The 23,747-nt window shown below is 71.8% G+C and carries 17 protein-coding genes; 14 read left to right on the top strand and 3 right to left on the bottom strand.

Annotated elements, in window-relative coordinates; translation table 11 throughout:
- Positions 1-277: 277 nt before the first annotated feature.
- The 5 genes from IE118_RS21385 (at position 278) to serA (ending at position 8,889) form a co-directional block, all read left to right on the top strand.
- Positions 278-3,274: an EAL domain-containing protein gene (locus IE118_RS21385; protein ID WP_189559581.1), complete on the top strand. Its 2,997-nt coding sequence runs from the start codon at positions 278-280 to the stop codon at positions 3,272-3,274.
- Between the two features lie 225 nt (positions 3,275-3,499).
- Positions 3,500-5,356 carry an acetolactate synthase large subunit gene (locus tag IE118_RS21380; protein WP_189559580.1) on the top strand — a complete coding sequence of 619 codons (1,857 nt, stop codon included), beginning with the start codon at positions 3,500-3,502 and terminating at the stop codon, positions 5,354-5,356.
- A gap of 21 nt (positions 5,357-5,377) precedes the next feature.
- The gene (gene ilvN, locus IE118_RS21375) at positions 5,378-5,902 is read left to right on the top strand and encodes an acetolactate synthase small subunit (RefSeq protein WP_030216544.1); all 525 of its coding nucleotides are present in this window, start codon (positions 5,378-5,380) and stop codon (positions 5,900-5,902) included.
- Between the two features lie 121 nt (positions 5,903-6,023).
- Entirely contained in the window at positions 6,024-7,022 is a 999-nt protein-coding gene (ilvC, locus tag IE118_RS21370; RefSeq protein ID WP_189559579.1) for a ketol-acid reductoisomerase, read from the top strand.
- Between the two features lie 277 nt (positions 7,023-7,299).
- Complete coding sequence (gene serA, locus IE118_RS21365) at positions 7,300-8,889, top strand: phosphoglycerate dehydrogenase (protein ID WP_189559578.1); 1,590 nt, start codon at positions 7,300-7,302, stop codon at positions 8,887-8,889.
- A 120-nt stretch (positions 8,890-9,009) separates the two neighbouring features.
- Here the strand turns inward: serA and IE118_RS21360 are convergent, their stop codons facing one another.
- Positions 9,010-10,248, bottom strand: coding sequence for a PucR family transcriptional regulator (locus tag IE118_RS21360; RefSeq protein WP_189559577.1), 1,239 nt, complete (start codon positions 10,246-10,248; stop codon positions 9,010-9,012).
- 138 nt (positions 10,249-10,386) lie between these two features.
- Between IE118_RS21360 and IE118_RS21355 the strand changes: the two genes are divergently transcribed.
- The 8 genes from IE118_RS21355 (at position 10,387) to IE118_RS21325 (ending at position 19,964) form a co-directional block, all read left to right on the top strand.
- Positions 10,387-11,313 (top strand): proline dehydrogenase family protein, encoded by a 927-nt coding sequence (locus IE118_RS21355; protein WP_189559576.1) that lies wholly within the window; start codon positions 10,387-10,389, stop codon positions 11,311-11,313.
- A 113-nt stretch (positions 11,314-11,426) separates the two neighbouring features.
- Positions 11,427-13,058, top strand: coding sequence for an L-glutamate gamma-semialdehyde dehydrogenase (pruA, locus tag IE118_RS21350; protein ID WP_189559575.1), 1,632 nt, complete (start codon positions 11,427-11,429; stop codon positions 13,056-13,058).
- 88 nt (positions 13,059-13,146) lie between these two features.
- Positions 13,147-13,683 carry a GNAT family N-acetyltransferase gene (locus IE118_RS21345; protein ID WP_189559574.1) on the top strand — a complete coding sequence of 179 codons (537 nt, stop codon included), beginning with the start codon at positions 13,147-13,149 and terminating at the stop codon, positions 13,681-13,683.
- A 266-nt stretch (positions 13,684-13,949) separates the two neighbouring features.
- Positions 13,950-14,081 carry a hypothetical protein gene (locus IE118_RS34475; RefSeq protein WP_267482424.1) on the top strand — a complete coding sequence of 44 codons (132 nt, stop codon included), beginning with the start codon at positions 13,950-13,952 and terminating at the stop codon, positions 14,079-14,081.
- A gap of 66 nt (positions 14,082-14,147) precedes the next feature.
- Positions 14,148-15,191 (top strand): 3-isopropylmalate dehydrogenase, encoded by a 1,044-nt coding sequence (locus IE118_RS21340; protein ID WP_189559573.1) that lies wholly within the window; start codon positions 14,148-14,150, stop codon positions 15,189-15,191.
- Positions 15,192-15,443: 252 nt separating this feature from the next.
- The gene (locus IE118_RS21335; RefSeq protein ID WP_189559572.1) at positions 15,444-16,532 is read left to right on the top strand and encodes a branched-chain amino acid aminotransferase; all 1,089 of its coding nucleotides are present in this window, start codon (positions 15,444-15,446) and stop codon (positions 16,530-16,532) included.
- A gap of 401 nt (positions 16,533-16,933) precedes the next feature.
- Positions 16,934-18,538 (top strand): citramalate synthase, encoded by a 1,605-nt coding sequence (gene cimA / locus IE118_RS21330; RefSeq protein WP_189559571.1) that lies wholly within the window; start codon positions 16,934-16,936, stop codon positions 18,536-18,538.
- A gap of 91 nt (positions 18,539-18,629) precedes the next feature.
- Positions 18,630-19,964, top strand: a complete 1,335-nt coding sequence (locus tag IE118_RS21325; RefSeq protein WP_189559570.1) for a hypothetical protein — start codon at positions 18,630-18,632, stop codon at positions 19,962-19,964.
- A gap of 268 nt (positions 19,965-20,232) precedes the next feature.
- Here the strand turns inward: IE118_RS21325 and IE118_RS21320 are convergent, their stop codons facing one another.
- Positions 20,233-20,838 (bottom strand): YceI family protein, encoded by a 606-nt coding sequence (locus tag IE118_RS21320; RefSeq protein ID WP_189559569.1) that lies wholly within the window; start codon positions 20,836-20,838, stop codon positions 20,233-20,235.
- 224 nt (positions 20,839-21,062) lie between these two features.
- Positions 21,063-22,562: a hopanoid C-3 methylase HpnR gene (gene hpnR, locus IE118_RS21315; protein ID WP_189559568.1), complete on the bottom strand. Its 1,500-nt coding sequence runs from the start codon at positions 22,560-22,562 to the stop codon at positions 21,063-21,065.
- A 306-nt stretch (positions 22,563-22,868) separates the two neighbouring features.
- Between hpnR and IE118_RS21310 the strand changes: the two genes are divergently transcribed.
- Positions 22,869-23,729 carry an SDR family NAD(P)-dependent oxidoreductase gene (locus IE118_RS21310; protein ID WP_189559567.1) on the top strand — a complete coding sequence of 287 codons (861 nt, stop codon included), beginning with the start codon at positions 22,869-22,871 and terminating at the stop codon, positions 23,727-23,729.
- Positions 23,730-23,747 lie beyond the last annotated feature (18 nt).

The raw sequence follows: 23,747 nt of genomic DNA, 5'->3' as shown, positions 1-23,747 counted from the left end.
ACCTACGGCGCGGGGGACGGACACGGAGACTGCGAGGGGGGCGACGGACGATGCACGGCCTGTGGACGAGCGATCCGACGCGGCGGAGCCGTCGACTGCGACACGGGCGCGCGGACGCGCGCGGACGCGGTCGGCACGGCGGCCATCACACCCGGCACGACCACCGGACCCACAGCCCCGGTCCACCACACCCCCGGCACACCTCCCGCGGGGGGCACGCCCCGCGGGCGCGCCGGGGGCCGAGGGGCATGGGAGCGACGCGGACCGGGAGCACCCGGTGAGCGCGCCCACCCCCACCCCGACCCTCGACGGGGCGCTGCGCCCGCCGCCCGCGGCGCGGACGGCACGGACGGGTGCTCCGTCCGCCGCCCGCCGGCCCGGACCCGTCGCGCAACTGGTGCTGGCCCTGGTCTGCGCGGCCTACGCCGTCGGCGCCGCGTTCGGCTGGGGCTCGGAGCGACTCGCGCTGATCATGGGCGACTTCGGGCTGAGCGCCGCCGCCGGCGCCGCGGCCGTCTCCTGCTTCGTCTACGCCCGCAGCCCTCGCACCCGGTTCCGGCCCGCCTGGCTGCTGTTCGGCCTCTCCTCGGCGATGGCCTCCCTGGGCAACCTGGTCTGGGGGTGGTACGAGGTCGTGCTGGGCGTCCCCGTGCCCAACCCCAGCTACGCCGACCTGTTCTTCCTGTGCTTCGCGCCGCCCGCCATCGTGGGCCTGCTGGTCCTCGCCAAACGGCCCGTGACCAAGGCCGGCTGGGTGTGTCTCGCCCTGGACGCCTGGCTGATCGGCGGCTCCCTGCTCACCCTCGCCTGGAGCCTCGCCCTCGCCCAGGCCGCCCAGGCCGAGGGACCGGGCGTCGCGCACACCGCGCTGTCCCTGGCATACCCGCTGCTCGACATCGCCCTGGTCAGCATGGTGCTCGCCCTGCACTTCCGGCGTTCGGCGGTGAACCGGTCCGCCGTCAACACCGCGATCGGCGCCCTCGCGCTGACCGTCATGTGCGACGCCCTGTTCACCTCCCCGCTGCTGCACGCCGGTTACCGTTCCGGACAGCTGCTCGACGCCGGCTGGTTCGCCGGCTCGCTCCTCCTGGCGTACGCCCCCTGGACCGCGCCGCGCGGCGGCCGGCCGGAACGCGGGGGGCACAGCCGGGTGGTCCGCGAGCACCTGCCGGGGCGGCGCGGCGGGCCGGACCACCAGCACGCCCCCGCGCCCGGCGGCGAGCCCGGCCGGCACCCGCTCTCCCGGCCCATCGCCGGTTCCCTCGCCGCGCTCACGCCCTACCTCGCCGCGGCCGTGTGCACCCTGGGGATCCTCTACAACGTCCTCAACGGCCGCAGCGTCGACCGCGTCGTGCTGATCACCGGGGGCACCGTGGTGCTGGCGCTGGTCGTGCGCCAGGGCATCATGCTGATCGACAACATCACCCTCACCCAGGAACTGGCGCAGAAGGAGAACCACTTCCGCTCCCTGGTGCAGGGTTCCAGCGACGTCATCATGATCGCCGCCCCCAGCGGCATCCTCCGCTACGTCTCCCCGGCGGCCGCCGGGGTGTACGGCCGCCCCGCGGAGGACCTGGTGGGGACGGAACTGGCCGGTCTCATCCACCCGGAGGACCTCGGCCGCGTCGTGCACGAGGTCCGCCGCTTCCTCGCCGCGGACCCGGTCGAGGAACCCACGACCCGCATCGAATGCCGCTTCCGCTCCGGTGCCGGGGGAGACTGGCTCAACGTCGAGTCGACCGTCAACCGGCACCACGGCGGCCTCATCTTCAACAGCCGCGACGTGACCGAGCGGGTGCGCCTCCAGGCCCAGCTCCAGCACAACGCGGAGCACGACCCGCTCACCGACCTGCCCAACCGCGCGCTGTTCACCCGGCGCGTGCAGCAGGCGCTGTCCGGGCGCCGCGCCTCCGACCGCGGGGCCGCCGTGCGGGGCACGGCCGTGCTCTTCATCGACCTCGACGGCTTCAAGGGCGTCAACGACACCATCGGGCACCAGGCCGGGGACGAACTGCTCGTCCAGGCCGCCCGCCGCCTCCAGGACGCGGTCCGCAAGGGCGACACCGCCTCCCGGCTGGGCGGCGACGAGTTCGCCGCCCTGATCGCCGGGGACGGCGTGCGCGAGCGGGACGCCCGGGAGCGGCACATGCTGGAGCTCGCCGACCGGCTCAGAGCGACCCTGTCCCAGCCCTACCTCATCGACGGCAACGATGTCCGGGGCAACGCCTCCATCGGCGTGGCCTTCGCCGAACCGGGCATCGGAGCCGGTGAGTTGCTGCGCAACGCCGACCTCGCCATGTACCGGGCGAAGGCGGCCGGCAAGGGCCGGGTGGAGCTGTACCGGCCGCACATGCAGCAGGACGTCGTGCGCCGGGCCGAGCTGGCCACCCGGCTGCGCGCGGCGCTGCACCACGGCGAGTTCGCCCTGCTGCACCAGCCGGTGGTGTGCCTGGCGGACGGCCGGATCACCTCGGTCTGCGCGCAGGCGCGCTGGCGCTCCTCCCAGGGGGTGCTCTTCACCCCCGCGGAGTTCCTGCGGGTCGCCGAGGACAGCGAGAAGACCGCCGAGCTGGGCCGGTGGGTCCTGGAGGAGGCCGTCGAGCAGGCCGCCGAACGGCACGCGACGGGTCTGGCCGTCCCCGTGGCCGTCCGGCTGAGCGCCCGCCGGCTGCTGGACCGGTCCCTGCCGCTCGGCTCCATCGAGGCCCTGCTCACCCGTCACGGGCTGCCGTCCGGCTCCCTGATCGTCGAGCTGGCCGACACCGACCCGCGGGTACCGCTCGACGAACTGGAGCGGCGGCTGACCGTGCTCAAGCGGCTCGGCGTCCGCATCGCGCTCGACGGTTTCGGCGGCGGGCCCGCGACGATCACCGCCCTCAGAAGACTCCCCGTCGACGTGCTCAAGCTCGACCGCGGTCTGATCGACGGCGTGGTCGAGTCCGCGCGGCTGCACAAGATCACCGGCGGGCTTCTGAGGATCGCCGCCGACCTCGGGATGCACTCCGTGGCCGTGGGGGTGGACCAGCCCCAGCAGGCCGTCGCCCTGCGCGCCATGGGCTGTACGCACGGGCAGGGCCCGGCCTTCTCCGGACCGCTCGACGAGTACCGGCTGCGCAGAGCCCTGGCCGCCGGGCACGTCCCGGTACCGCGCGGACCGGCCGAACCGGTCCTCGCCGGCGGCGGGCCCGGGGTGTACTCCACCGGGGTGACCGCCGTCCTCAAGAGCGGCACGGTACTGCGCTCACATAATGAGACTCCCGTCCCACCCACTTGACAGTGGGTGTGCGCCGGGGGGAGGGTCAGTGCCATGCGCACCCGAATTCTCGTACTTGGACAGCGCGTCGGCCGACGCTGAGCACCGATCGCTCAGCGACCACCACCCGGCGCGCTTCCCCTCGCTTGCCTTATGGCACGAGGGGTTTTTTGTTGCACAGGCACCCGCCGAGCAACAGGCGTAACCCGCACGAACTTCGCACAAACCCTCAGCATCGAGAAGAGAATGCCGATGACCGAGCAGGCCACCGGGGCCCATCACCCGCAGCCCCGGCCCCGATCCGGAGGACAGTCCGCCCCCGTCGAGCACGTCACGGGTGCGCAGTCCCTCATTCGCTCTCTCGAGGAGGTCGGCGCCGACACGGTATTCGGCATTCCCGGCGGTGCGATCCTCCCCGCGTACGACCCGCTGATGGACTCCACCCGGGTGCGTCACGTCCTCGTCCGGCACGAGCAGGGCGCCGGCCACGCGGCCACCGGCTACGCGCAGGCCACCGGCAAGGTCGGCGTCTGCATGGCGACCTCCGGCCCCGGCGCCACCAACCTGGTCACCCCGATCGCCGACGCGCACATGGACTCCGTGCCGATGGTCGCGATCACCGGCCAGGTCGCCTCCAAGGCGATCGGCACGGACGCCTTCCAGGAGGCGGACATCGTCGGCATCACCATGCCGATCACCAAGCACAACTTCCTGGTCACCAAGGCCGAGGACATCCCGCGGACGATCGCGCAGGCGTTCCACATCGCCTCCACCGGCCGCCCCGGCCCGGTGCTGGTCGACATCGCCAAGGACGCCCTCCAGGCGAAGACCACCTTCTCCTGGCCGCCCACCATGGACCTGCCCGGCTACCGGCCCGTCACCAAGCCGCACGCCAAGCAGATCCGCGAGGCCGCCAAGCTCATCACCAGCGCCAGGCGGCCGGTGCTCTACGTCGGCGGCGGAGTCATCAAGGCCCGCGCCACCGCCGAACTGAAGGTCCTCGCGGAACTCACCGGAGCTCCCGTCACCACCACCCTGATGGGACTCGGCGCGTTCCCCGACAGCCACGAGCTGCACGTGGGAATGCCGGGCATGCACGGTTCGGTCACCGCCGTCACCGCGCTGCAGAAGGCCGACCTGATCGTCGCCCTCGGAGCCCGCTTCGACGACCGCGTCACCGGCAAGCTGGACAGCTTCGCCCCCTACGCCAAGGTCGTCCACGCCGACATCGACCCGGCGGAGATCGGCAAGAACCGCGCCGCCGACGTGCCGATCGTCGGTGACGCCCGCGAGGTCCTCGCCGACCTCATCCAGGCCGTCCAGCGGGAGCACGCAGAGGGCCACCGCGGCGACTACACCGCCTGGTGGAAGGACCTGAACCGCTGGCGCGAGACCTACCCGCTCGGCTACGACCAGCCCGGCGACGGCTCGCTCTCCCCGCAGCAGGTCATCGAGCGCATCGGACAGCTGGCGCCCGAGGGCACGGTCTTCGCGGCCGGCGTCGGCCAGCACCAGATGTGGGCCGCGCACTTCATCCAGTACGAGAAGCCCGCCACCTGGCTGAACTCCGGCGGCGCCGGAACGATGGGCTACGCGGTCCCGGCCGCCATGGGCGCCAAGGCCGGCGCGCCCGACCGCGCCGTCTGGGCGATCGACGGCGACGGCTGCTTCCAGATGACCAACCAGGAACTCACCACCTGCGCCCTGAACAACATCCCGATCAAGGTCGCCATCATCAACAACGGCGCCCTCGGGATGGTCCGCCAGTGGCAGACCCTCTTCTACAACCAGCGGTACTCCAACACGGTGCTGCACTCCGGCCCCGGCGCGGACGCCGCCGAGAAGAGCGCGGGCACCCGCGTGCCCGACTTCGTGAAGCTGTCCGAGGCCATGGGCTGCTACGCGATCCGCTGCGAGGACCCCGCCGACCTCGACAAGGTCATCGAGGAGGCCAACTCCGTCAACGACCGTCCGGTCGTCGTGGACTTCATCGTCCACGAGGACGCGATGGTGTGGCCGATGGTCGCCGCCGGCACCTCCAACGACGAGATCATGGCCGCCCGTGACGTCCGCCCCGACTTCGGCGACAACGAAGACGACTGAGAGCCGTAAAGGAAGCACATCATGTCCAAGCACACGCTCTCCGTCCTGGTGGAGAACACCCCCGGCATCCTGGCCCGGATCGCCGCCCTGTTCTCCCGCCGCGGCTTCAACATCGACTCCCTCGCCGTCGGTGTCACCGAGCACCCGGACATCTCCCGCATCACCATCGTGGTGAGCGTGGAGGAGTTCCCGCTGGAGCAGGTCACCAAGCAGCTCAACAAGCTCGTCAACGTGCTGAAGATCGTCGAGCTGGAGCCCGGGCAGGCCGTCCAGCGCGAACTCGTCCTGGTGAAGGTGCGCGCCGACAACGAGACGCGCTCCCAGATCGTCGAGATCGTCCAGCTGTTCCGCGCCAAGACCGTGGACGTCTCCCCGGAGGCCGTCACCATCGAGGCCACCGGCAGCAGCGACAAGCTGTCCGCCATGCTCAAGATGCTGGAGCCGTTCGGCATCAAGGAGCTCGTCCAGTCCGGCACGATCGCCATCGGACGCGGTGCCCGGTCGATCACGGACCGGTCGCTGCGCGCCCTGGACCGGTCGGCGTAGGACGGCGGAACGGGTGGCCGGCCGCGACACCGGCCGCCCGTATTCCGAGACTCCCGAACTTCCCCTCCCCCCGCCGTCATACGGTGGGACGCAACACCCGCACTCAAGGAGAGAACCCAAAGTGGCCGAGCTGTTCTACGACGCCGACGCCGACCTGTCCATCATCCAGGGCCGCAAGGTCGCGGTCATCGGTTACGGCAGCCAGGGCCACGCCCACGCGCTGTCGCTGCGCGACTCCGGCGTCGACGTGCGCGTCGGTCTGCACGAGGGCTCCACCTCCAAGGCGAAGGCCGAGGAACAGGGCCTGCGCGTGGTGACCCCGTCCGAGGCCGCCGCCGAGGCCGACGTCATCATGATCCTTGTCCCGGACCCGATCCAGGCCCAGGTCTACGAGGAGCACATCAAGGACAACCTGAAGGACGGCGACGCCCTGTTCTTCGGCCACGGCCTGAACATCCGCTACGGCTTCATCAAGCCCCCGGCGGGCGTGGACGTCTGCATGGTCGCCCCCAAGGGCCCGGGCCACCTGGTGCGCCGTCAGTACGAGGAGGGCCGCGGCGTCCCCTGCATCGCGGCCGTCGAGCAGGACGCCTCCGGCAACGCCTTCGCGCTGGCCCTGTCGTACGCCAAGGGCATCGGCGGCACCCGCGCCGGCGTCATCAAGACCACCTTCACCGAGGAGACCGAGACCGACCTGTTCGGTGAGCAGGCCGTCCTCTGCGGTGGCACCGCGGCGCTGGTCAAGGCGGGCTTCGAGACCCTGACCGAGGCCGGCTACCAGCCGGAGATCGCCTACTTCGAGTGCCTGCACGAGCTGAAGCTGATCGTGGACCTCATGTACGAGGGCGGCCTGGAGAAGATGCGCTGGTCGATCTCCGAGACCGCCGAGTGGGGTGACTACGTCACCGGCCCGCGGATCATCACCGACGCCACCAAGGCCGAGATGAAGAAGGTTCTCGCCGAGATCCAGGACGGCACCTTCGCGCAGCAGTGGATGGACGAGTACCACGGCGGTCTGAAGAAGTACAACGAGTACAAGAAGCAGGACTCCGAGCACCTGCTGGAGACCACCGGCAAGGAGCTGCGCAAGCTCATGAGCTGGGTCGACGAAGAGGCGTGAGCCCCGCGCCCCGCGACGGCGCCGGCGTCTGCCGGGCGCCGTCGCGGGGCCCCGCCCGGGACCTCGCCGACGGGGGCCGGTCCAGGTCGGCCGGTCCGCACGGCCACTTCCGGGTGATCATTCCGCTGAGGCGCAGGACGATCCGCCGTACGCCACTAGACTGCTGTACAACAAACGCGTCAGGCCCACAGCGTCGTGCGTCTTCCACGCGGCTAGCACTTCTTCACCGCCTGCGGCCGTCGGGACGGCCGTCCGCATTGGACTTGTGAGGACTCACGTGAGCTCGAAACCCGTCGTACTCATCGCTGAAGAGCTGTCGCCCGCCACCGTCGACGCACTCGGCCCGGACTTCGAGATCCGCCACTGCAACGGCGCGGACCGCGCGGAGCTGCTCCCGGCCATCGCCGATGTGGACGCGATCCTGGTCCGCTCGGCCACCAAGGTCGACGCCGAGGCGATCGCCGCCGCGAACAGGCTCAAGGTCGTCGCCCGCGCCGGTGTCGGTCTGGACAACGTCGACGTCTCCGCCGCCACCAAGGCCGGCGTCATGGTCGTCAACGCCCCCACCTCGAACATCGTGACCGCCGCCGAACTGGCCTGCGGTCTGATCGTCGCCACCGCGCGCAACATCCCGCAGGCCAACGCCGCGTTGAAGAACGGCGAGTGGAAGCGCAGCAAGTACACGGGTGTCGAGCTCGCCGAGAAGACCCTCGGTGTCGTGGGCCTGGGCCGCATCGGCGCCCTCGTGGCGCAGCGCATGTCCGCCTTCGGCATGAAGGTCGTCGCCTACGACCCCTACGTACAGCCCGCGCGGGCCGCGCAGATGGGCGTCAAGGTGCTGTCGCTGGACGAGCTGCTCGAGGTCTCCGACTTCATCACCGTCCACCTGCCGAAGACCCCAGAGACCCTCGGTCTGATCGGCGACGAGGCGCTGCGCAAGGTCAAGCCGAGCGTGCGCGTCATCAACGCCGCGCGCGGCGGCATCGTCGACGAGGAGGCGCTGTACTCGGCGCTCAAGGAGGGCCGCGTCGCCGGCGCCGGCCTCGACGTGTACGCGAAGGAGCCGTGCACCGACTCCCCGCTGTTCGAGTTCGACCAGGTCGTCTGCACCCCGCACCTCGGCGCCTCCACCGACGAGGCGCAGGAGAAGGCCGGTATCGCCGTCGCCCGCTCGGTGCGTCTGGCGCTCGCCGGTGAGCTGGTCCCCGACGCGGTGAACGTGCAGGGCGGGGTCATCGCCGAGGACGTCAAGCCGGGTCTGCCGCTCGCCGAGCGCCTCGGCCGGATCTTCACCGCGCTCGCCGGTGAGGTCGCGGTCCGCCTCGACGTCGAGGTGTACGGCGAGATCACCCAGCACGACGTGAAGGTGCTGGAGCTGTCCGCGCTCAAGGGTGTCTTCGAGGACGTCGTCGACGAGACGGTCTCGTACGTCAACGCCCCGCTGTTCGCGCAGGAGCGCGGCGTCGAGGTACGGCTGACCACCAGTTCCGAGTCGGCCGACCACCGCAACGTCGTCACCGTGCGCGGCACCCTCTCCGACGGTGAGGAGATCTCGGTCTCCGGCACGCTGGCCGGTCCCAAGCACGTCCAGAAGATCGTCGCGGTCGGCGAGTACGACGTCGACCTCGCGCTCGCCGACCACATGGTCGTGCTGCGCTACGAGGACCGTCCGGGTGTCGTCGGCACCGTCGGCCGCATCCTCGGTGAGGCGGGCATCAACATCGCCGGCATGCAGGTCGCCCGGGCGACGGTCGGCGGCGAGGCGCTGGCCGTGCTGACGGTCGACGACACGGTGACCACCGGGGTGCTGGGCGAACTGTCGGCGGAGATCGGGGCGACCTCCGCCCGGTCGGTCAACCTGGTCTGACGGTTCCGGGGCCCGGCCCCCGGCCCCGAACGGATTCGTGCCCGGAGACGCCGGACGGCTGCATCGACCAGCCCGTCCGGCGTTTTCCGTCGTACGGCCCGCGTGAGCCGACCGGCAGCGCTACAGACGGGCGGCCTTGAGCGCCATGTGGAGCAGCAGGCGGTCCTCGCCGTCGTCGAGGTCCAGGCCGGTGAGCTGCTCGATCCGGGACAGGCGGTAGTACAGCGTCTGCCGGTGGATGCCCAGCTCGGCCGCCGCCCGGCCGGCCTGGCCCGCGCGGTCCAGATAGACCTCCGCGGTGCGGGCCAGTTCCCGCTGCGCGGGGGCGAGCAGCGGGCTGACGGCGGGATCGCGGGCGGTCACCGGGGGCAGCGCGGTCAGCAGGCGGAACGGGCCGATCGAGGACCACGGGGCGACGGGCCCCAGCCGTGGTTCGGCCAGCGCCGCACGCGCCGCCGCCGACGCCTCCTCCCACGCCGTGCCGAGGTCGGCGAGGCCCGCGCGGGGCGCGGCGATGCCCGCGGCCACCGGGGACCCGCCCCGGCTCCCGGCCCGCTCCAGCAGCCGCGAGGCCGCCGTCGTCGCCGGAGTCAGTACGTCCGTCGAGCGCAGCCGCAGCAGCAGGGCCAGCGACCGGCCCTCCCCGGGTGAGCCGCCCCCACGCGCCCACGGCAGGGTGCACAGCGCCGTCGCCCCCGGCACCGTGCGCACCGACGGGGCGTCCTCGGGTCCGGCGGAGGGCCAGGGGGCGACACAGACCACCGTGTGCGGGCCGTCGGCACGGTGGCCGAGGGCGGCGCGCAGCTCGGCCACCGCCATCTCCCGCTGCCAGTCCCGCTCCGCCGTCAGCACCGCCCGCAGCTCGCGGGTGAGATCGGCGCCGTGCTGCGCCTCGTCCGCGAGCAGCGCGCCGATCCGTGCCGTCACCCGCATGGCCGCCTCCAGCTGCTGAGCGGAGGGCCCCGGGTCGTAGTCGAGCAGCCAGACGTAACCGAGGACGACACCCCGGTGGCGCACCGGGAGGCAGACGCGTCCGCGGTGCACGCCCGCCTCCGGGGTGCGCGGGATGCGTACCGGACCGGTCGCGCGCGTGATGCCGAAGCCCTCGAACCAGGCGCGGACGGCGGCCGTCGAACGGCGGGTCAGGATCGAGCGGGTGCGCACCGGGTCCAGCACGGAGGGGTCGAGGTCGCCCTCGCTGTCGTACGCCCCGAAGGCGATCAGTTCGAAGTCGCGGTTCTCCAGGGTCGCCGGAGCGCCCAGCAGCTCCGAGATCTCGTCCACCAGCTCCTGGTAGTCGTCCCTGTGTTCCGAGGTCACCCGGGCATTCTGCCGCAAACCTCCGGGACCTTCATACATCTGTCTGAGATCCGCGGCACGGATGCGTGACAGCTGTCGATGGCCGACGATCGGGGGCATCCGTAGGTTTCACGGTGGTTCTCCGTGCCGTACCCGAAAAGTCGGGTGACGGCCTCGTGCAGCTTGTGGAGGTGCCCCGTGCTGGGTCCCGTGATTCTCGCCGCGTCGCGCAGCGACCGGATGCGACGCCTGATCTCGGCGGCCCCGGTGACCAAACAGGTCGTGGACCGGTTCATCCCCGGCGAGACGGTCGACGAGATCCTGCCCATCGTCCGGGAGCTGACCGGCAACGGCCTGGAACTCACCATGGACGTCGTCGGCGAGGACATCACCACCCGCGAGCAGGCCGCCGCCGCGCGCGACGCGTACCTGGAGCTGATCGGCCGGCTGGGACCGCTGGAGCTCGGCACCCGCGCCGAGATGTCGGTGAAGCTGTCGATGTTCGGCCAGGCGCTCCCCGGCGGCCACGAGCTGGCGCTCGCCAACGTCCGCCCGGTCGTCGAGGCCGCCGCCGCGATCGGCACCACGGTCACCCTCGACGCCGAGGACCACACCACCCTCGACTCGATGTTCGCCATCCACGAGGAGCTGCGGAAGGACTTCCCGCAGACGGGCTGCGTCATCCAGGCCTACCTCTTCCGCACCGGGGAGGACGCGCGCCGCCTCGCCGCCGCGGGCAGTCGCGTACGGTTGGTGAAGGGCGCCTACAAGGAGCCCGCGGAAGTCGCTCATCAGCAGAAGCACGAGATCGACAAGGCGTACGTGCGGATCCTGCGGACCCTGATGGAGGGCGACGGGTACCCGATGATCGGGTCGCACGACCCGCGTCTGATCTCCATCGCCCAGGAACTGGCCCGCACCGCCGGACGCAAGCTCGACGAGTACGAGTTCCAGATGCTCTACGGCATCCGCGGCGACGAGCACCTGCGGCTGGCCGCCGAGGGCCACCGCATGCGCGTCTACACGGCCTACGGCACCGACTGGTACGGCTACTTCATGCGCCGTCTCGCCGAGAAGCCCGCCAACCTGGGCTTCTTCCTGCGGAGCATGATCAGTCATGACTGAGGCGGGCCCGCGCCCTCCCGCGGAGCAGCCGGAAGACCTCCGGTTCTCCGCCCGCAACCCGATCACCCGCAAGGGCTGACACCACACCGCTCAGACAAGGAGTCCCGGAACCCATGGACGCTGTGACCCAGGTCCCCACCCCCGTCAACGAGCCGGTGCACGGCTACGCCCCCGGTTCGCCCGAGCGCGCCCGGCTGGAGACCAAGCTCAAGGAGCTCGCCGACAACCCGGTCGACCTGCCCTGCACCATCGGCGGTGTGAAGCGCATGGGCGGCGGTGAGCGCTTCGACGTCGTGCAGCCGCACAACCACAAGGCCCGCCTGGGTACCTACGCCAACGCCACCCAGCAGGACGCCCAGGACGCCATCGACGCGGCCCTCGCCGCCGCGCCCGCCTGGCGCGCGATGTCCTTCGACGACCGCGCGGCGATCATCCTGCGCGCCGCCGAACTGCTGGCCGGACCCTGGCGCGAGACCATCGCCGCCTCCACCATGCTCGGCCAGTCCAAGACCGCCCAGCAGGCCGAGATCGACAGCCCCTGCGAGCTGGTCGACTTCTGGCGCTTCAACGTCCACTACGCGCGCGGCATCCTCGCCGAGCAGCCCCCGGCCAACTCCCCGGGCGTGTGGAACCGCATGGACCACCGCCCGCTGGAGGGCTTCGTCTACGCGATCACCCCGTTCAACTTCAGCGCCATCGCCGCCAACCTGCCCACCGCGCCCGCGCTGATGGGCAACGTGGTGGTCTGGAAGCCGTCCCCCACCCAGACCCACGCCGCCGTGCTGCTGATGCAGCTCCTGGAGGAGGCCGGTCTGCCCAAGGGCGTCATCAACCTGGTCACCGGCGACGGCATCGCCGTCTCCGAGGTCGCCCTGGAGCACCGGGACCTGGCCGGCATCCACTTCACCGGCTCGACCAAGACCTTCCAGTACCTGTGGAAGACGGTCGGCAACAACATCGAGAAGTACCGCACCTACCCGCGTCTGGTCGGCGAGACCGGCGGCAAGGACTTCCTCGTCGCCCACCCGAGCGCCGACCGCGCGATCCTCAAGACCGCGCTGACCCGCGGTGCCTTCGAGTACCAGGGCCAGAAGTGCAGCGCCACCTCCCGCGCGTACATCCCGGCGTCGATCTGGAACGACGGGTTCAAGGAGGAGTTCGCCGCCGAGGTCGACTACCTGACCATGGGTGACGTCACCGACCTGTCGAACTTCATCGGCGCCGTCATCGACGAGCGGTCCTTCGCCAGGAACAAGGCCGCGATCGACCGCGCGAAGGAGGACCCGTCCTGCACGATCGTCGCGGGCGGCTCCTACGACGACTCGGTCGGCTGGTTCGTCCGCCCGACCGTCATCGCGTGCACCGACCCGGAGAACGAGGTGTTCCGCACCGAGTACTTCGGCCCGATCCTCGCCGTGCACGTCTACGACGACGAGAAGTACGACGAGATGCTGACCCAGATGGAGTCGGTGTCGGACTACGCCCTGACCGGCTCCGTCATCGCGGGCGACCGTGCCGCCGCGGCGTACACGATGGACAAGCTGCGCTACGCGGCCGGCAACTTCTACATCAACGACAAGTCGACGGGTGCCGTCGTCGGCCAGCAGCCCTTCGGCGGCGGGCGTGCCTCCGGCACCAACGACAAGGCCGGCGCGCCGCAGAACCTGATGCGCTGGACGCTGACCCGCGCCATCAAGGAGACCCTGGTCCCGCCGACCGACTACACCTACCCGCACATGGGCTGACGCCCACCCCGATCGCGAACGGGCCAGGTCACCCCCCGACCTGGCCCGTTCGTGCGCCCGCGGCCCGGCCGCCTCCGATACTGGGCGGATGACCACCGCTGCGGACGTCCGCACCGCCCACACCTCGCAACTCGCGCCCCTCGAACTGACCGCCGTCCGCTCCCTGTTGTACGACGCCTTCGACGGTGACTTCGGCGCCGAGGACTGGGACCACACGCTGGGCGGCGTCCACGCCCTGGTCCGGGACGGGCGGGGGCTCGCCGCCCACGGCGCGGTGGTGATGCGACGGGTGCGGTACGGCAGGCGCTGGCTGCGCACCGGGTACGTCGAGGGGGTCGCCGTCCGTGCCGACGTACGGCGGCAGGGCCTCGGCGGCGCGGTCATGGCCGCCCTGGAAGGCGTCGTCACCCGCGCCTACGACCTCGGCGCGCTGTCCGCGAGCGACGAGGGCGCGGCGCTGTACGCGGCCCGCGGCTGGCGGGCCTGGGAGGGACGGATCGGCGCGCTCGGCCCCGGCGGGGTCGTCCGGCTGCCGGACGAGGAGGGGTCCACCTATGTGTGGCCGGTGCCCGCCGACCTCACCGGCGAACTGGTCTTCGACTGGCGCGACGGCGACGTCCTCTGAGCCCGTCCGCGGGAAATCCCAGATCAGAGGGGTGTGACGCAGTCCACCGTCTCAGATAGTAGGAAGCCCAAGTAATTGTGCAGACAGACGCCCGGCCCGCCCTTACTTTTGTAGGAGCCGAACGACTCGCTCGATCCAGCGAACGGCGGAGGTGAGCCGGACCCTCGTGCAGGTCACCCCCTGCGGTCCACGGCTCCCCGCCCCTTCCGGCGTCTCGCACCCCTCCGCGCGCTCCCGCCCGCACGTACCGAAGGAGTCGATCACCCATGGCCGAGACGACCCTGCGCCGCCGCGTCCGTCACACGTCCCGCACGAGCGAGTCCGACCGCAAGAACGCCGCCGCCGCCCTCCAGCGCGCCCTCGACCGCAGGGACAACGGCGGCTCGACCGGCCACTGACCCGATCGGGCGTCCGTATGCCGGACGCCCCATGTCATCCCGTGGGACGAGGAGTAGGGTGCCCGCATGTCTCGCAGCATCAATCTCGCAGTGATCCCCGGTGACGGCATCGGCCAGGAAGTCGTGGCCGAAGGCCTGAAGGTCCTCTCCGCCGTCCTTCCGCAGGATGTGAAGCTGGAGACCAAGGACTACGACTTCGGCGCCCGGCGCTACCACGCCACCGGTGAGACCCTCACCGACGCCGACCTCGACCAGCTGAAGCGGCACGACGCCATCCTGCTCGGCGCCATCGGCGACCCGTCGGTCCCCTCCGGCGTCCTCGAGCGCGGCTTCCTGCTCAAGCTCCGCTTCGCCTTCGACCACCACGTCAACCTGCGGCCGAGCAAGCTCCTGCCCGGTGTGGCCACCCCGCTCGCCGGCCAGCCCGAGATCGACTTCGTCGTGGTCCGCGAGGGCACCGAGGGCCCCTACACGGGCAACGGCGGCACCATCCGCAAGGGCACCGAGCACGAGGTCGCCACCGAGGTCTCGGTCAACACGGCCTTCGGTGTCGAGCGCGTGGTCCGCGACGCCTTCGCCCGCGCCCAGGCCCGCCCGCGCAAGAAGCTCACCCTGGTCCACAAGAACAACGTGCTGACCTTCGCCGGCCACCTGTGGACGAACGTCTTCAACAAGGTGGCCGAGGAGTACCCCGAGGTCACCACCGACTACATCCACGTCGACGCCGCGACGATCTACCTGGTCACCGACCCGGGCCGGTTCGACGTCATCGTCACGGACAACCTCTTCGGTGACATCATCACCGACCTCGCCGCCGCCGTCTCCGGCGGCATCGGCGTCGCCGCCAGCGGGAACATCAACCCCTCCGGCACCTACCCGTCCATGTTCGAGCCCGTGCACGGCTCGGCCCCGGACATCGCCGGCCAGGGCAAGGCCGACCCCAGCGCCACGGTCCTGTCCGTCGCCCTCCTGCTGCGCCACCTCGGCCACGACGCCGAGGCCGCCCGGATCGAGGACGCCGTCTCCGCCGACCTCGCGGAGCGCGGCGAACTGCCCGCCCGGACCACCTCGGAGATCGGCGACGCCCTCGCCGCGCGAGTAGCCGGCTGACCCGGCGCGCCACCTCGACACCATTCGAAGCCGCCGGGTCGCATCCGCGCCCGGCGGCTTCCTTCCGTCCCCCGCCGGGTGCCACCATCGACCACCGGGCCGCCTCCACCCTGTTTCGTCCGCCGTCGCCTCCGGGCGATAATCGAACGCGGAGCCGCGGAATGAGGGAATGCTCGGACGTCCCAGTACTGGCCACCGGCCGTCAGGGCGTGTGCGCGGCCCGTCACTACAACCGGTGAAGGACACCCACTCATGACGACGCCCACGATCGAGCTCAAGCCCTCGGCGCACCCGCTCTCCGACGCGGAGCGCGAGGCGATCCTGGCGGCCCCCGGTTTCGGCCGCCACTTCACCGACCACATGGTGACGATCAAGTGGACCGAGGGCCGCGGCTGGCACGACGGCCAACTCGTCCCGTACGCGCCGATCTCCCTCGACCCGGCCACCACCGTCCTGCACTACGCGCAGGAGATCTTCGAGGGCCTCAAGGCCTACCGCCGGCCCGACGGCTCCGTCGCCACCTTCCGCCCCGAGAAGAACGCCGAACGCTTCCAGCGCTCGGCGCGGCGCCTGGCCATGCCCGAACTGCCGGTCGAGACCTTCATCGAGGCGTGCGACGCCCTGGTCGCCCAGGACAAGGCATGGGTGCCGGCGCACGGCGGCGAGGAGTCCCTCTACCTGCGTCCCTTCATGATCGCGACCGAGGTGGGGCTCGGTGTGAAGCCCGCCAACGAGTACCTCTTCCTGGTCATCGCCTCGCCGGCCGGCGCCTACTTCCCGGGCGGCGTGAAGCCGGTCTCCATCTGGGTCTCCGAGGACCGCGTCCGTGCCGTGCCCGGCGGCATGGGCGACGCCAAGACCGGCGGCAACTACGCGGCCTCCCTGCTCGCCCAGGCCGAGGCGGCCGCCAAGGGCTGCGACCAGGTCTGCTACCTCGACGCCGTGGAGCACAAGTGGGTCGAGGAACTCGGCGGCATGAACCTGTACTTCGTGTACGGCGACAGGATCGTCACCCCCACCCTCACCGGCTCGATCCTGGAGGGCGTCACCCGTGACTCCCTCCTCGCCGTCGCCCGCGACCTCGGTTACGAGGCCGTGGAGGAGCGGGTCTCCGTCGAGCAGTGGCAGCGCGACTCGGAGAACGGCAGCCTCACCGAGGTGTTCGCCTGCGGTACGGCCGCCGTCATCACCCCGGTCGGCACGGTGAAGCGGGTCGGCACGGAGTGGCGGCAGAGCGGGGGCGAGCCGGGAGAGGTCACCGTCCGCCTGCGGCAGGCGCTGCTCGACATCCAGCGGGGCAAGGCCGAGGACAAGCACGGCTGGATGCACCAGCTGGCCTGACACGTCGGTCCGGACGCGCCCGGGGGGCCCAGCCTCCGGGCGAACGGCGGACGACACCGACGGCCACCACGACGGCTTCGTCCGCCGTCCGCGCTGACCACCCACCGCCCGCATCCTGAGACGCATCGTGAGCACGGGGACGGATTGTGCCAGACTGCCCCCGTGCTCTCGTTCGCCATGATTATTGGCAGCAGGCGCGCCGGTCCGCAGTGACCGCCACGTACGACACCGTACGGGCGGACACCGTCGTCCTCGACCCGCGCGCAGACCTCTCGCACCCGCGAGGGGTTTTTCTGTTTCCTGGCCCAACCTCAGCCGGGGGACGGGCGTGAGGGACCATGGGAGAACGGTGGAACCGGTCATTCCGGTAGACCGAGATCAATATCAGGAGCCTTCAGACCATGACCGCAACCAGCGAGCCCGACGACTCGTTCCACGTCTTCGACACCACCCTGCGTGACGGCGCCCAGCGTGAGGGCATCAACCTCACCGTCGCCGACAAGCTGGCCATCGCACGGCACCTGGACGAGTTCGGCGTGGGCTTCATCGAGGGCGGCTGGCCCGGCGCGAACCCCCGGGACACCGAGTTCTTCGCCCGCGCCCGGCAGGAGATCGAGTTCCGGCACGCGACGCTGGTGGCCTTCGGCGCCACCCGCCGCGCCGGCACCACCGCGGACCGGGACCCGCAGGTCAAGGCGCTGCTCGACTCCGGCGCCGAGGTGATCACGCTGGTCGCCAAGTCCCACGACCGCCACGTCGAGCTCGCCCTGCGCACCACCCTCGACGAGAACCTGGCCATGGTCCGCGACACGGTGGCCCACCTCACGGCACAGGGCCGCCGCGTCTTCGTCGACTGCGAGCACTTCTTCGACGGCTACCGCGCCAACCCCGAGTACGCCAAGTCGGTCGTCCGCGCCGCCTCCGAGGCCGGAGCCGACGTCGTCGTCCTGTGCGACACCAACGGCGGCATGCTCCCCGCCCAGATCCAGGCCGTGGTCGCCACCGTGCTGGCCGACACCGGGGCCCGGCTCGGCATCCACGCCCAGGACGACACCGGCTGCGCGGTCGCCAACAGCCTCGCGGCCGTCGACGCGGGCGCCACCCACGTCCAGTGCACCGCCAACGGCTACGGCGAGCGGGTCGGCAACGCCAACCTGTTCCCCGTGGTCGCGGCCCTGGAGCTGAAGTACGGCAAGAAGGTCCTGCCGGACGGGCGCCTGCGCGAGATGACCCGCATCTCGCACGCCATCGCCGAGGTCGTCAACCTCACCCCCTCCACCCACCAGCCCTACGTCGGCGTCTCCGCCTTCGCGCACAAGGCGGGCCTGCACGCCTCCGCGATCAAGGTCGACCCGGACCTGTACCAGCACATCGACCCCGAGCAGGTCGGCAACACCATGCGCATGCTGGTCTCCGACATGGCCGGGCGCGCCTCCATCGAGCTCAAGGGCAAGGAACTCGGCATCGACCTCGGCGACGACCGTGAACTGGTCGGCCGGGTCGTGGAGCGGGTCAAGGAGCGCGAGCTCAAGGGCTACACCTACGAGGCCGCCGACGCCTCCTTCGAACTGCTGCTGCGCGCCGAGGCCGAGGGCGGGCCGCTGAAGTACTTCGAGGTCGAGTCCTGGCGCGCGATCGTCGAGGACCGCCCCGACGGCAGCCACGCCAACGAGGCCACCGTCAAGCTGTGGGCCAAGAGCGAGCGCATCGTCGCCACCGCGGAGGGCAACGGCCCGGTCAACGCGCTGGACCGCGCCCTGCGGGTCGCCCTGGAGCGGATCTACCCGCAGCTGGCCAAGCTGGAGCTGGTCGACTACAAGGTCCGCATCCTGGAGGGCAAGCACGGCACGCAGTCCACGACCCGGGTGCTGATCTCCACCTCCGACGGGGCGGGCGAGTGGTCGACCGTGGGCGTCGCGGAGAACGTCATCGCGGCGTCCTGGCAGGCCCTGGAGGACGCGTACACGTACGGCCTGCTGCGGGCGGGCGTGGAACCGGCCGCGTAGCGACCGCCGGTCCGGACCGGCGGGGACCCCCCGCCCGGAATCCCTGCCGGTCCGTATGTCTATTTTGGGCCGTTCGGGTACCTTCGTAGGTATGAAGGCCGCGCTGACGCGTACTCTCCTCCGCCTGCTGATCGTGCCGGTGGCCGCCGCGCTGGCGGTCCTCATGGCCGGTGTGCCGGGGGCCCAGGCGGCCACGGACATCTCGGTGGTCGCCGAGAAGCTCCGCGAGAGTCCCGTCTACGTCGATCCCGAGGCCCGGGACATCCTCGCGCCGTCCGACGCCGAGGCGCTCGCCGACAAGATCGAGGACGCCGGCAAACCCGTCTTCATCGCGGTCCTCCCCGCGGACTACCCGACCGGCAACCTGTTCGGGAACCTGCGCACCGAGACCGGCGTGACCGGTCTGTACGGCGTCCGGCTCGGCGGCGAGTTCGACGCCCGCGCCGACAGCAGCGTGCTGAGCCGGCAGGGCGTGCGGAACCTCGTCACGTCCGTGCAGGGTGCCGGGGACGCCAAGGCCCAGCTGAACGACTTCGTCGACAGCGCGCTGCGCAACACCGGCGGTGGCGCGCCGGGCTCCTGGACCGACGGGTCCGGCGAGGTTCCCGTCGGCGGGCTGGTCACCGTCGGCGCGCTGCTGGCGGCGGGCGGCGCGGGCGTGTACGCCGTGACCCGCCGCAACCGGCGCCGTCACGAGGAGGAGCAGCGGGCCGCGCTGGAGAAGCTGCGGGTGGTGGTCGACGAGGACATCACCGCCTTCGGCGAGGAACTCGACCGGCTCGACTTCCACCCGGGCGAGCCCGGCGCGGACGACGCCATGCGCACGGACTACTCCCACGCGCTGGACGCCTACGAGCAGTCCAAGTCGTCCATGGCCGCGGCCCGGAAACCGGAGGACGTGCGGGCCGTCACCCAGGCCGTGGAGGACGGCCGCTTCGCCCTGGCCCGGCTCGACGCCCGGCGCGACGGGCGTCCGCTGCCCGAGCGCCGGCCGCCCTGCTTCTTCGACCCGCGGCACGGCCCCTCGGTCGCCGACGCCGCCTGGACGCCCCCCGGCGGTGCCGAGCGCGAGGTACCGGTGTGCGCGGCCGACCGGGCCCGGCTCGCCGACGGCGTCGATCCCGCCGTCCGCGAGGTCGACACCGAGCACGGCCGCCGTCCCTACTGGGAGGCGGGACCCGCCTACGGTCCCTGGGCCGGCGGGTACTTCGGCGCCGGGCTGCTGCCCGGCCTGCTCGTCGGCACCCTGCTCGGCGGCATGATGGCGGGCCCCGGCTACGCCGCCGACTACGGCGCCGGTTACGGCGACTTCGGCGGCTACGGAGGCGGTGACGTCTCCGGTGCCGACTTCGGCGGTGACTTCGGAGGGGGCGGCTTCGGCGGCGGTGACTTCGGGGGCGGCGGGGACTTCGGCGGCGGCTTCTGAACGGCAGCCGGTCCCGGGCGGTGCCCTCGGGTGCAGCGCGGCCCTGGGCCGCCCGGCAGGTTCTCGTCCTCCATGCCGGCGATCCGGTCGTGCCGCGGAGGTGCGGAGCCGGTGACGGCCATGGCCGTCATCGTGCCCCACGGGCGCCCGCCCGGGGACGCCGTCGACGGGCCGGAACGGCACCAGAACGCCGAGCGCCCGCCCTCCCCGTACGGGGCTGGGCGGGCGCGCTCAGGGGGTGGCGCCCCACGGGGCGCCGGGGCCGGCGTCAGGCCTTGCGGATCGCCGAGATGTCGAAGTTCAGCTTGATCTTGTCGGAGACCAGGACGCCACCCGTCTCCAGCGCCGCGTTCCAGGTCAGGCCCCACTCGGAGCGCAGGATCTCGGCCTTGCCCTCGAAACCGACGCGCTGGTTGCCGAACGGGTCGGTCGCGGCGCCGTTGAACTCCAGGTCGATGGTGAGCGGCTTGGTGGTGCCCAGGACGGTCAGGTCACCGGTGATGCGGTAGTCGTCGCCGCCGAGGGCCTCCGCCTTGGTGGTGCGGAAGGTCATCGTCGGGAACTCGTCGGTCTTGAAGAAGTCCGAGCTCTTCAGGTGGCCGTCACGGTCGGCGTTGCCCGTGTCGATGCTGTCCATCACCACGTCGATGGTGGCCGTGGACCGGGACGGGTCGGTGCCGTCGAGGTGCAGCGTGCCGGTGAAGTCCTGGAAGCTGCCCTTGACGTTGGTGACCATCGCGTGGCGGGCGACGAAACCGATCGTGGTGTGCGCCGGGTCGATCTCGTACTCACCGGTCACCGCGGCCAGGTCCGGGTTCACCTCGGCGGGGGCGGCGGTGGCGGTGTCGTCGTTCTTGCGGCTGAAGATGCCCATGGTGTTCCTCCTGGGGAGATCACGTTGAATGTTCAACTAACTGAACAAGGCCCACCGTAGACCCATTCCCTTCAAAGTTCAACATCTTTCGGGAACGGTGTCGTGAATGAGCCCCCGAACAGCGCGGACCTGGCCGGGAAGGGCCCCGAACCGCGGGGGAGGCGGCGCCGTCCGCGCTCGGCGGCCGGGTTCCCGACCGCACCTCCGGCACACGCCCGCCCCGGCTACCGGCGGGGTGAGCGGGCCGGCGCGCCCTGCCCGGGGTCCCGCGTGTGCACGTACAGCTTCCGCCGGTCACCCACGTCGAGTCGCTGAGGGAGCGGCAGCTCGTAGCGCACCGGCCGCGCGTGGTCGGCGAGCTGCCTGCGCGGGTTGTACACCTGGTTGAACTTCCACAGCATCCGGGCGAAGTTCGTCTGTCCGTGCGCCAGGTTGCGGGCGAGCACCCGCGCCGCGCCGAACGCCGTGCGCACCCCCAGGTGCTTGCGGTTGATGACCGCCTGGGTGCGCACCAGCTCCTCGTAGAACCGCGCCAGCGGCAGCTTCGTGGGCACCACCGCGTGCTGGATGTCGAAGAGGCGGTAGTCCCGGGTGGTGAGCCGGCGCGACTCGGTGTGCCAGATCTCGGTGCCCGGGTACGGCGTCATCACCGTGAAGTGCACGATCTCCGGAACGGCCCGCGCGAACTCCCGCACCACCCGGAAACGCTCCTCGTCCCACGCCGGGTCCACGATCAGGTTGATGGCGACCTGGATGCCCAGCCGGCGCGCGGTCTCCAGCGCCTTCATGTTCTCGTCGGGGCTGACCCGCTTGCGGTACAGGTCGAGCCCCTCCGCGTCGATCGCCTCCATGCCGAGGAACATGTAGCGCAGACCCAGCCGCGCCCACCGCTCGAACACCTCGGGGTGGCGCAGCAGGACGTCGGAGCGGGTCTCCAGGTAGTACTGCTTGCGGATGCCGCGCCGCTCCACCTCGGCCGCGATGGCGTTCCCGTGCTCGGGCCGGATGAACGCCACGTCGTCCACGATGAACACGTTCGGCTCGCGGATCCTCGCCAGGTCCTCCGCCGCCGCCTCGGGCGAGGCCTTGCGGTAGCTGCGGCCGTAGAACGTCCACGCCGAGCAGAACGAACAGTCCCAGGGACAGCCGCGGGTGAACTCGATCGAGGCGCACGGGTCGAGCTCGCCGATGAAGTACCGGCGCCGGTTGCGCATCAGGTCCCGCGCCGGGAGCGGTCCGTCGATGCTGTGCAGCATCAACGGCGCCGGACCGCGTCCGGAGGCCGTGACCACACCCGGCACGCCCTCCACCCCGCCGTCACGCACCGCCTCCAGCAGGGGAGCCACGGCCGGCTCGCCCTCCCCGCGGACCACCGCGTCGACCGCGCCCGCCGCCTGCTCGACGACCTCCTCGGCGACGAAGGAGACGCTGTGCCCGCCGAGGAAGACGAAGCAGCCCGGCAGCTCCTGCTTCACCCGCTTGGCCAGCGCGATCGCCTCGGGGATGTTCGCCAGGTAGTTCAGCGAGATGCCGAGCGCCTCCGGCCGGAAGGACCGCACCTCCTCGCGCAGCCGCCGCACGCCGAGCACCTGGAGGTCGACGACCCGGACCTCGTGACCCGCCTCCCGGGCGGCACCCGCCACCCGCTCCAGCCCCAGGGGCTCCAGCCGGAGGAAGATCTCGGAGTACATCAGGGCGCTGGGATGGACGAGCAGCAGACGCATGGCGGACCTCGTCACGGGGGCCGGAGGGAAGCGGACACGGCAGGGGCGTTCCCTTCGTAACCCGGCGGAGCGCGCGCCGGGGGCCGCGTACGCCCGGATGGACGCATCCAGCGGCCCGCAGGGGTGGTCCCGCGGCGCGGCGCCCACGGGCCCGGCGGGCCCGGCGCCACGCCCGTCGGCCGGGCGGCGGCCCGCGTCGCCCGGGCGTCCGGCGGGCCGGCGGACCGGCCGCAGCGCTGGCGCGGTCCGCCGTACCGGGGGTGTCCTGGATGCGGACCGCAGCGACTGCCCCTGGGAGACCGACTCGTGACCACCACCGGATCCGGTTCCACCTACGACCCGCCGGCGGACCCGGATCGCGGTGCCGCCCCGGCCGCCGCCTCCGCCCGCGCGGCGGCCCACGGCCACGGGCCGCCGCGCACGGACCGGCGCGTCGTCCTCGTCACCGGCGCCTCCTCCGGCATCGGCGCGGCCACCGCGCGGCGCTTCGCCGCCGGCGGCTGGCAGCTGCTGCTCAGCGGGCGCGACCGGCGACGGCTGGAGGAGACGGCCTCCGGCACCTCCGCGGTGCTGCTGCCCGCCGACCTCGCCGCCCCCGACGGGGCGCGGCTCCTCGCGGAGGCCGCGCTGCGGGCCACCGGCCGGATCGACGTGCTGGTCGCCGGGGCGGGCATCGGCTGGGCGGGCCCGTTCCTGACCATGCCGCACACCGACATCGACCGGGTGCTCTTCCTCGACCTCAACGCCACGCTGCACCTCGTACGGGAGGTACTGCCCGCGATGGTGGCGGCCGGCCGGGGCCGGGTGGTGCTCGTCGGCTCCGTGGCCGGCGCCGTCGGTGTCCGGGAGGAAGCGGTGTACTCGGCCGCCAAGGCGGGACTCGCCGCGTTCGCCGAGGCACTGCGGCAGGAACTGCGCGGTACGGGCGTGGGGGTGAGCCTCGTCGTGCCCGGCCCCGTCGAGACGGGCTTCTTCGCCCGCCGCGGCCGGCCGTACCACCGCACCCGGCCCCGCCCCACCTCACCCGGCCGGGTCGCGTCCGCCGTGTGGGACGCCGTCTCCCGCGCCCGCGACGACACCTACGTGCCCACCTGGCTCACCCTCCCGGGACGCGTCCGCGCCCTCTCGCCGCACCTCTACCGCAGACTCCTCGACCGCTTCGGCTGACCCGCGGGGCGGGCGCGA

Origin of the sequence: Streptomyces pilosus (genome assembly GCF_014649835.1) — a bacterium.
Classification (GTDB): Bacteria; Actinomycetota; Actinomycetes; order Streptomycetales; family Streptomycetaceae; genus Streptomyces; species Streptomyces pilosus.
The sequence above is the reverse complement of the archived record's forward strand: the minus strand, read 5'-3'. Positions and strand labels throughout refer to the sequence as shown.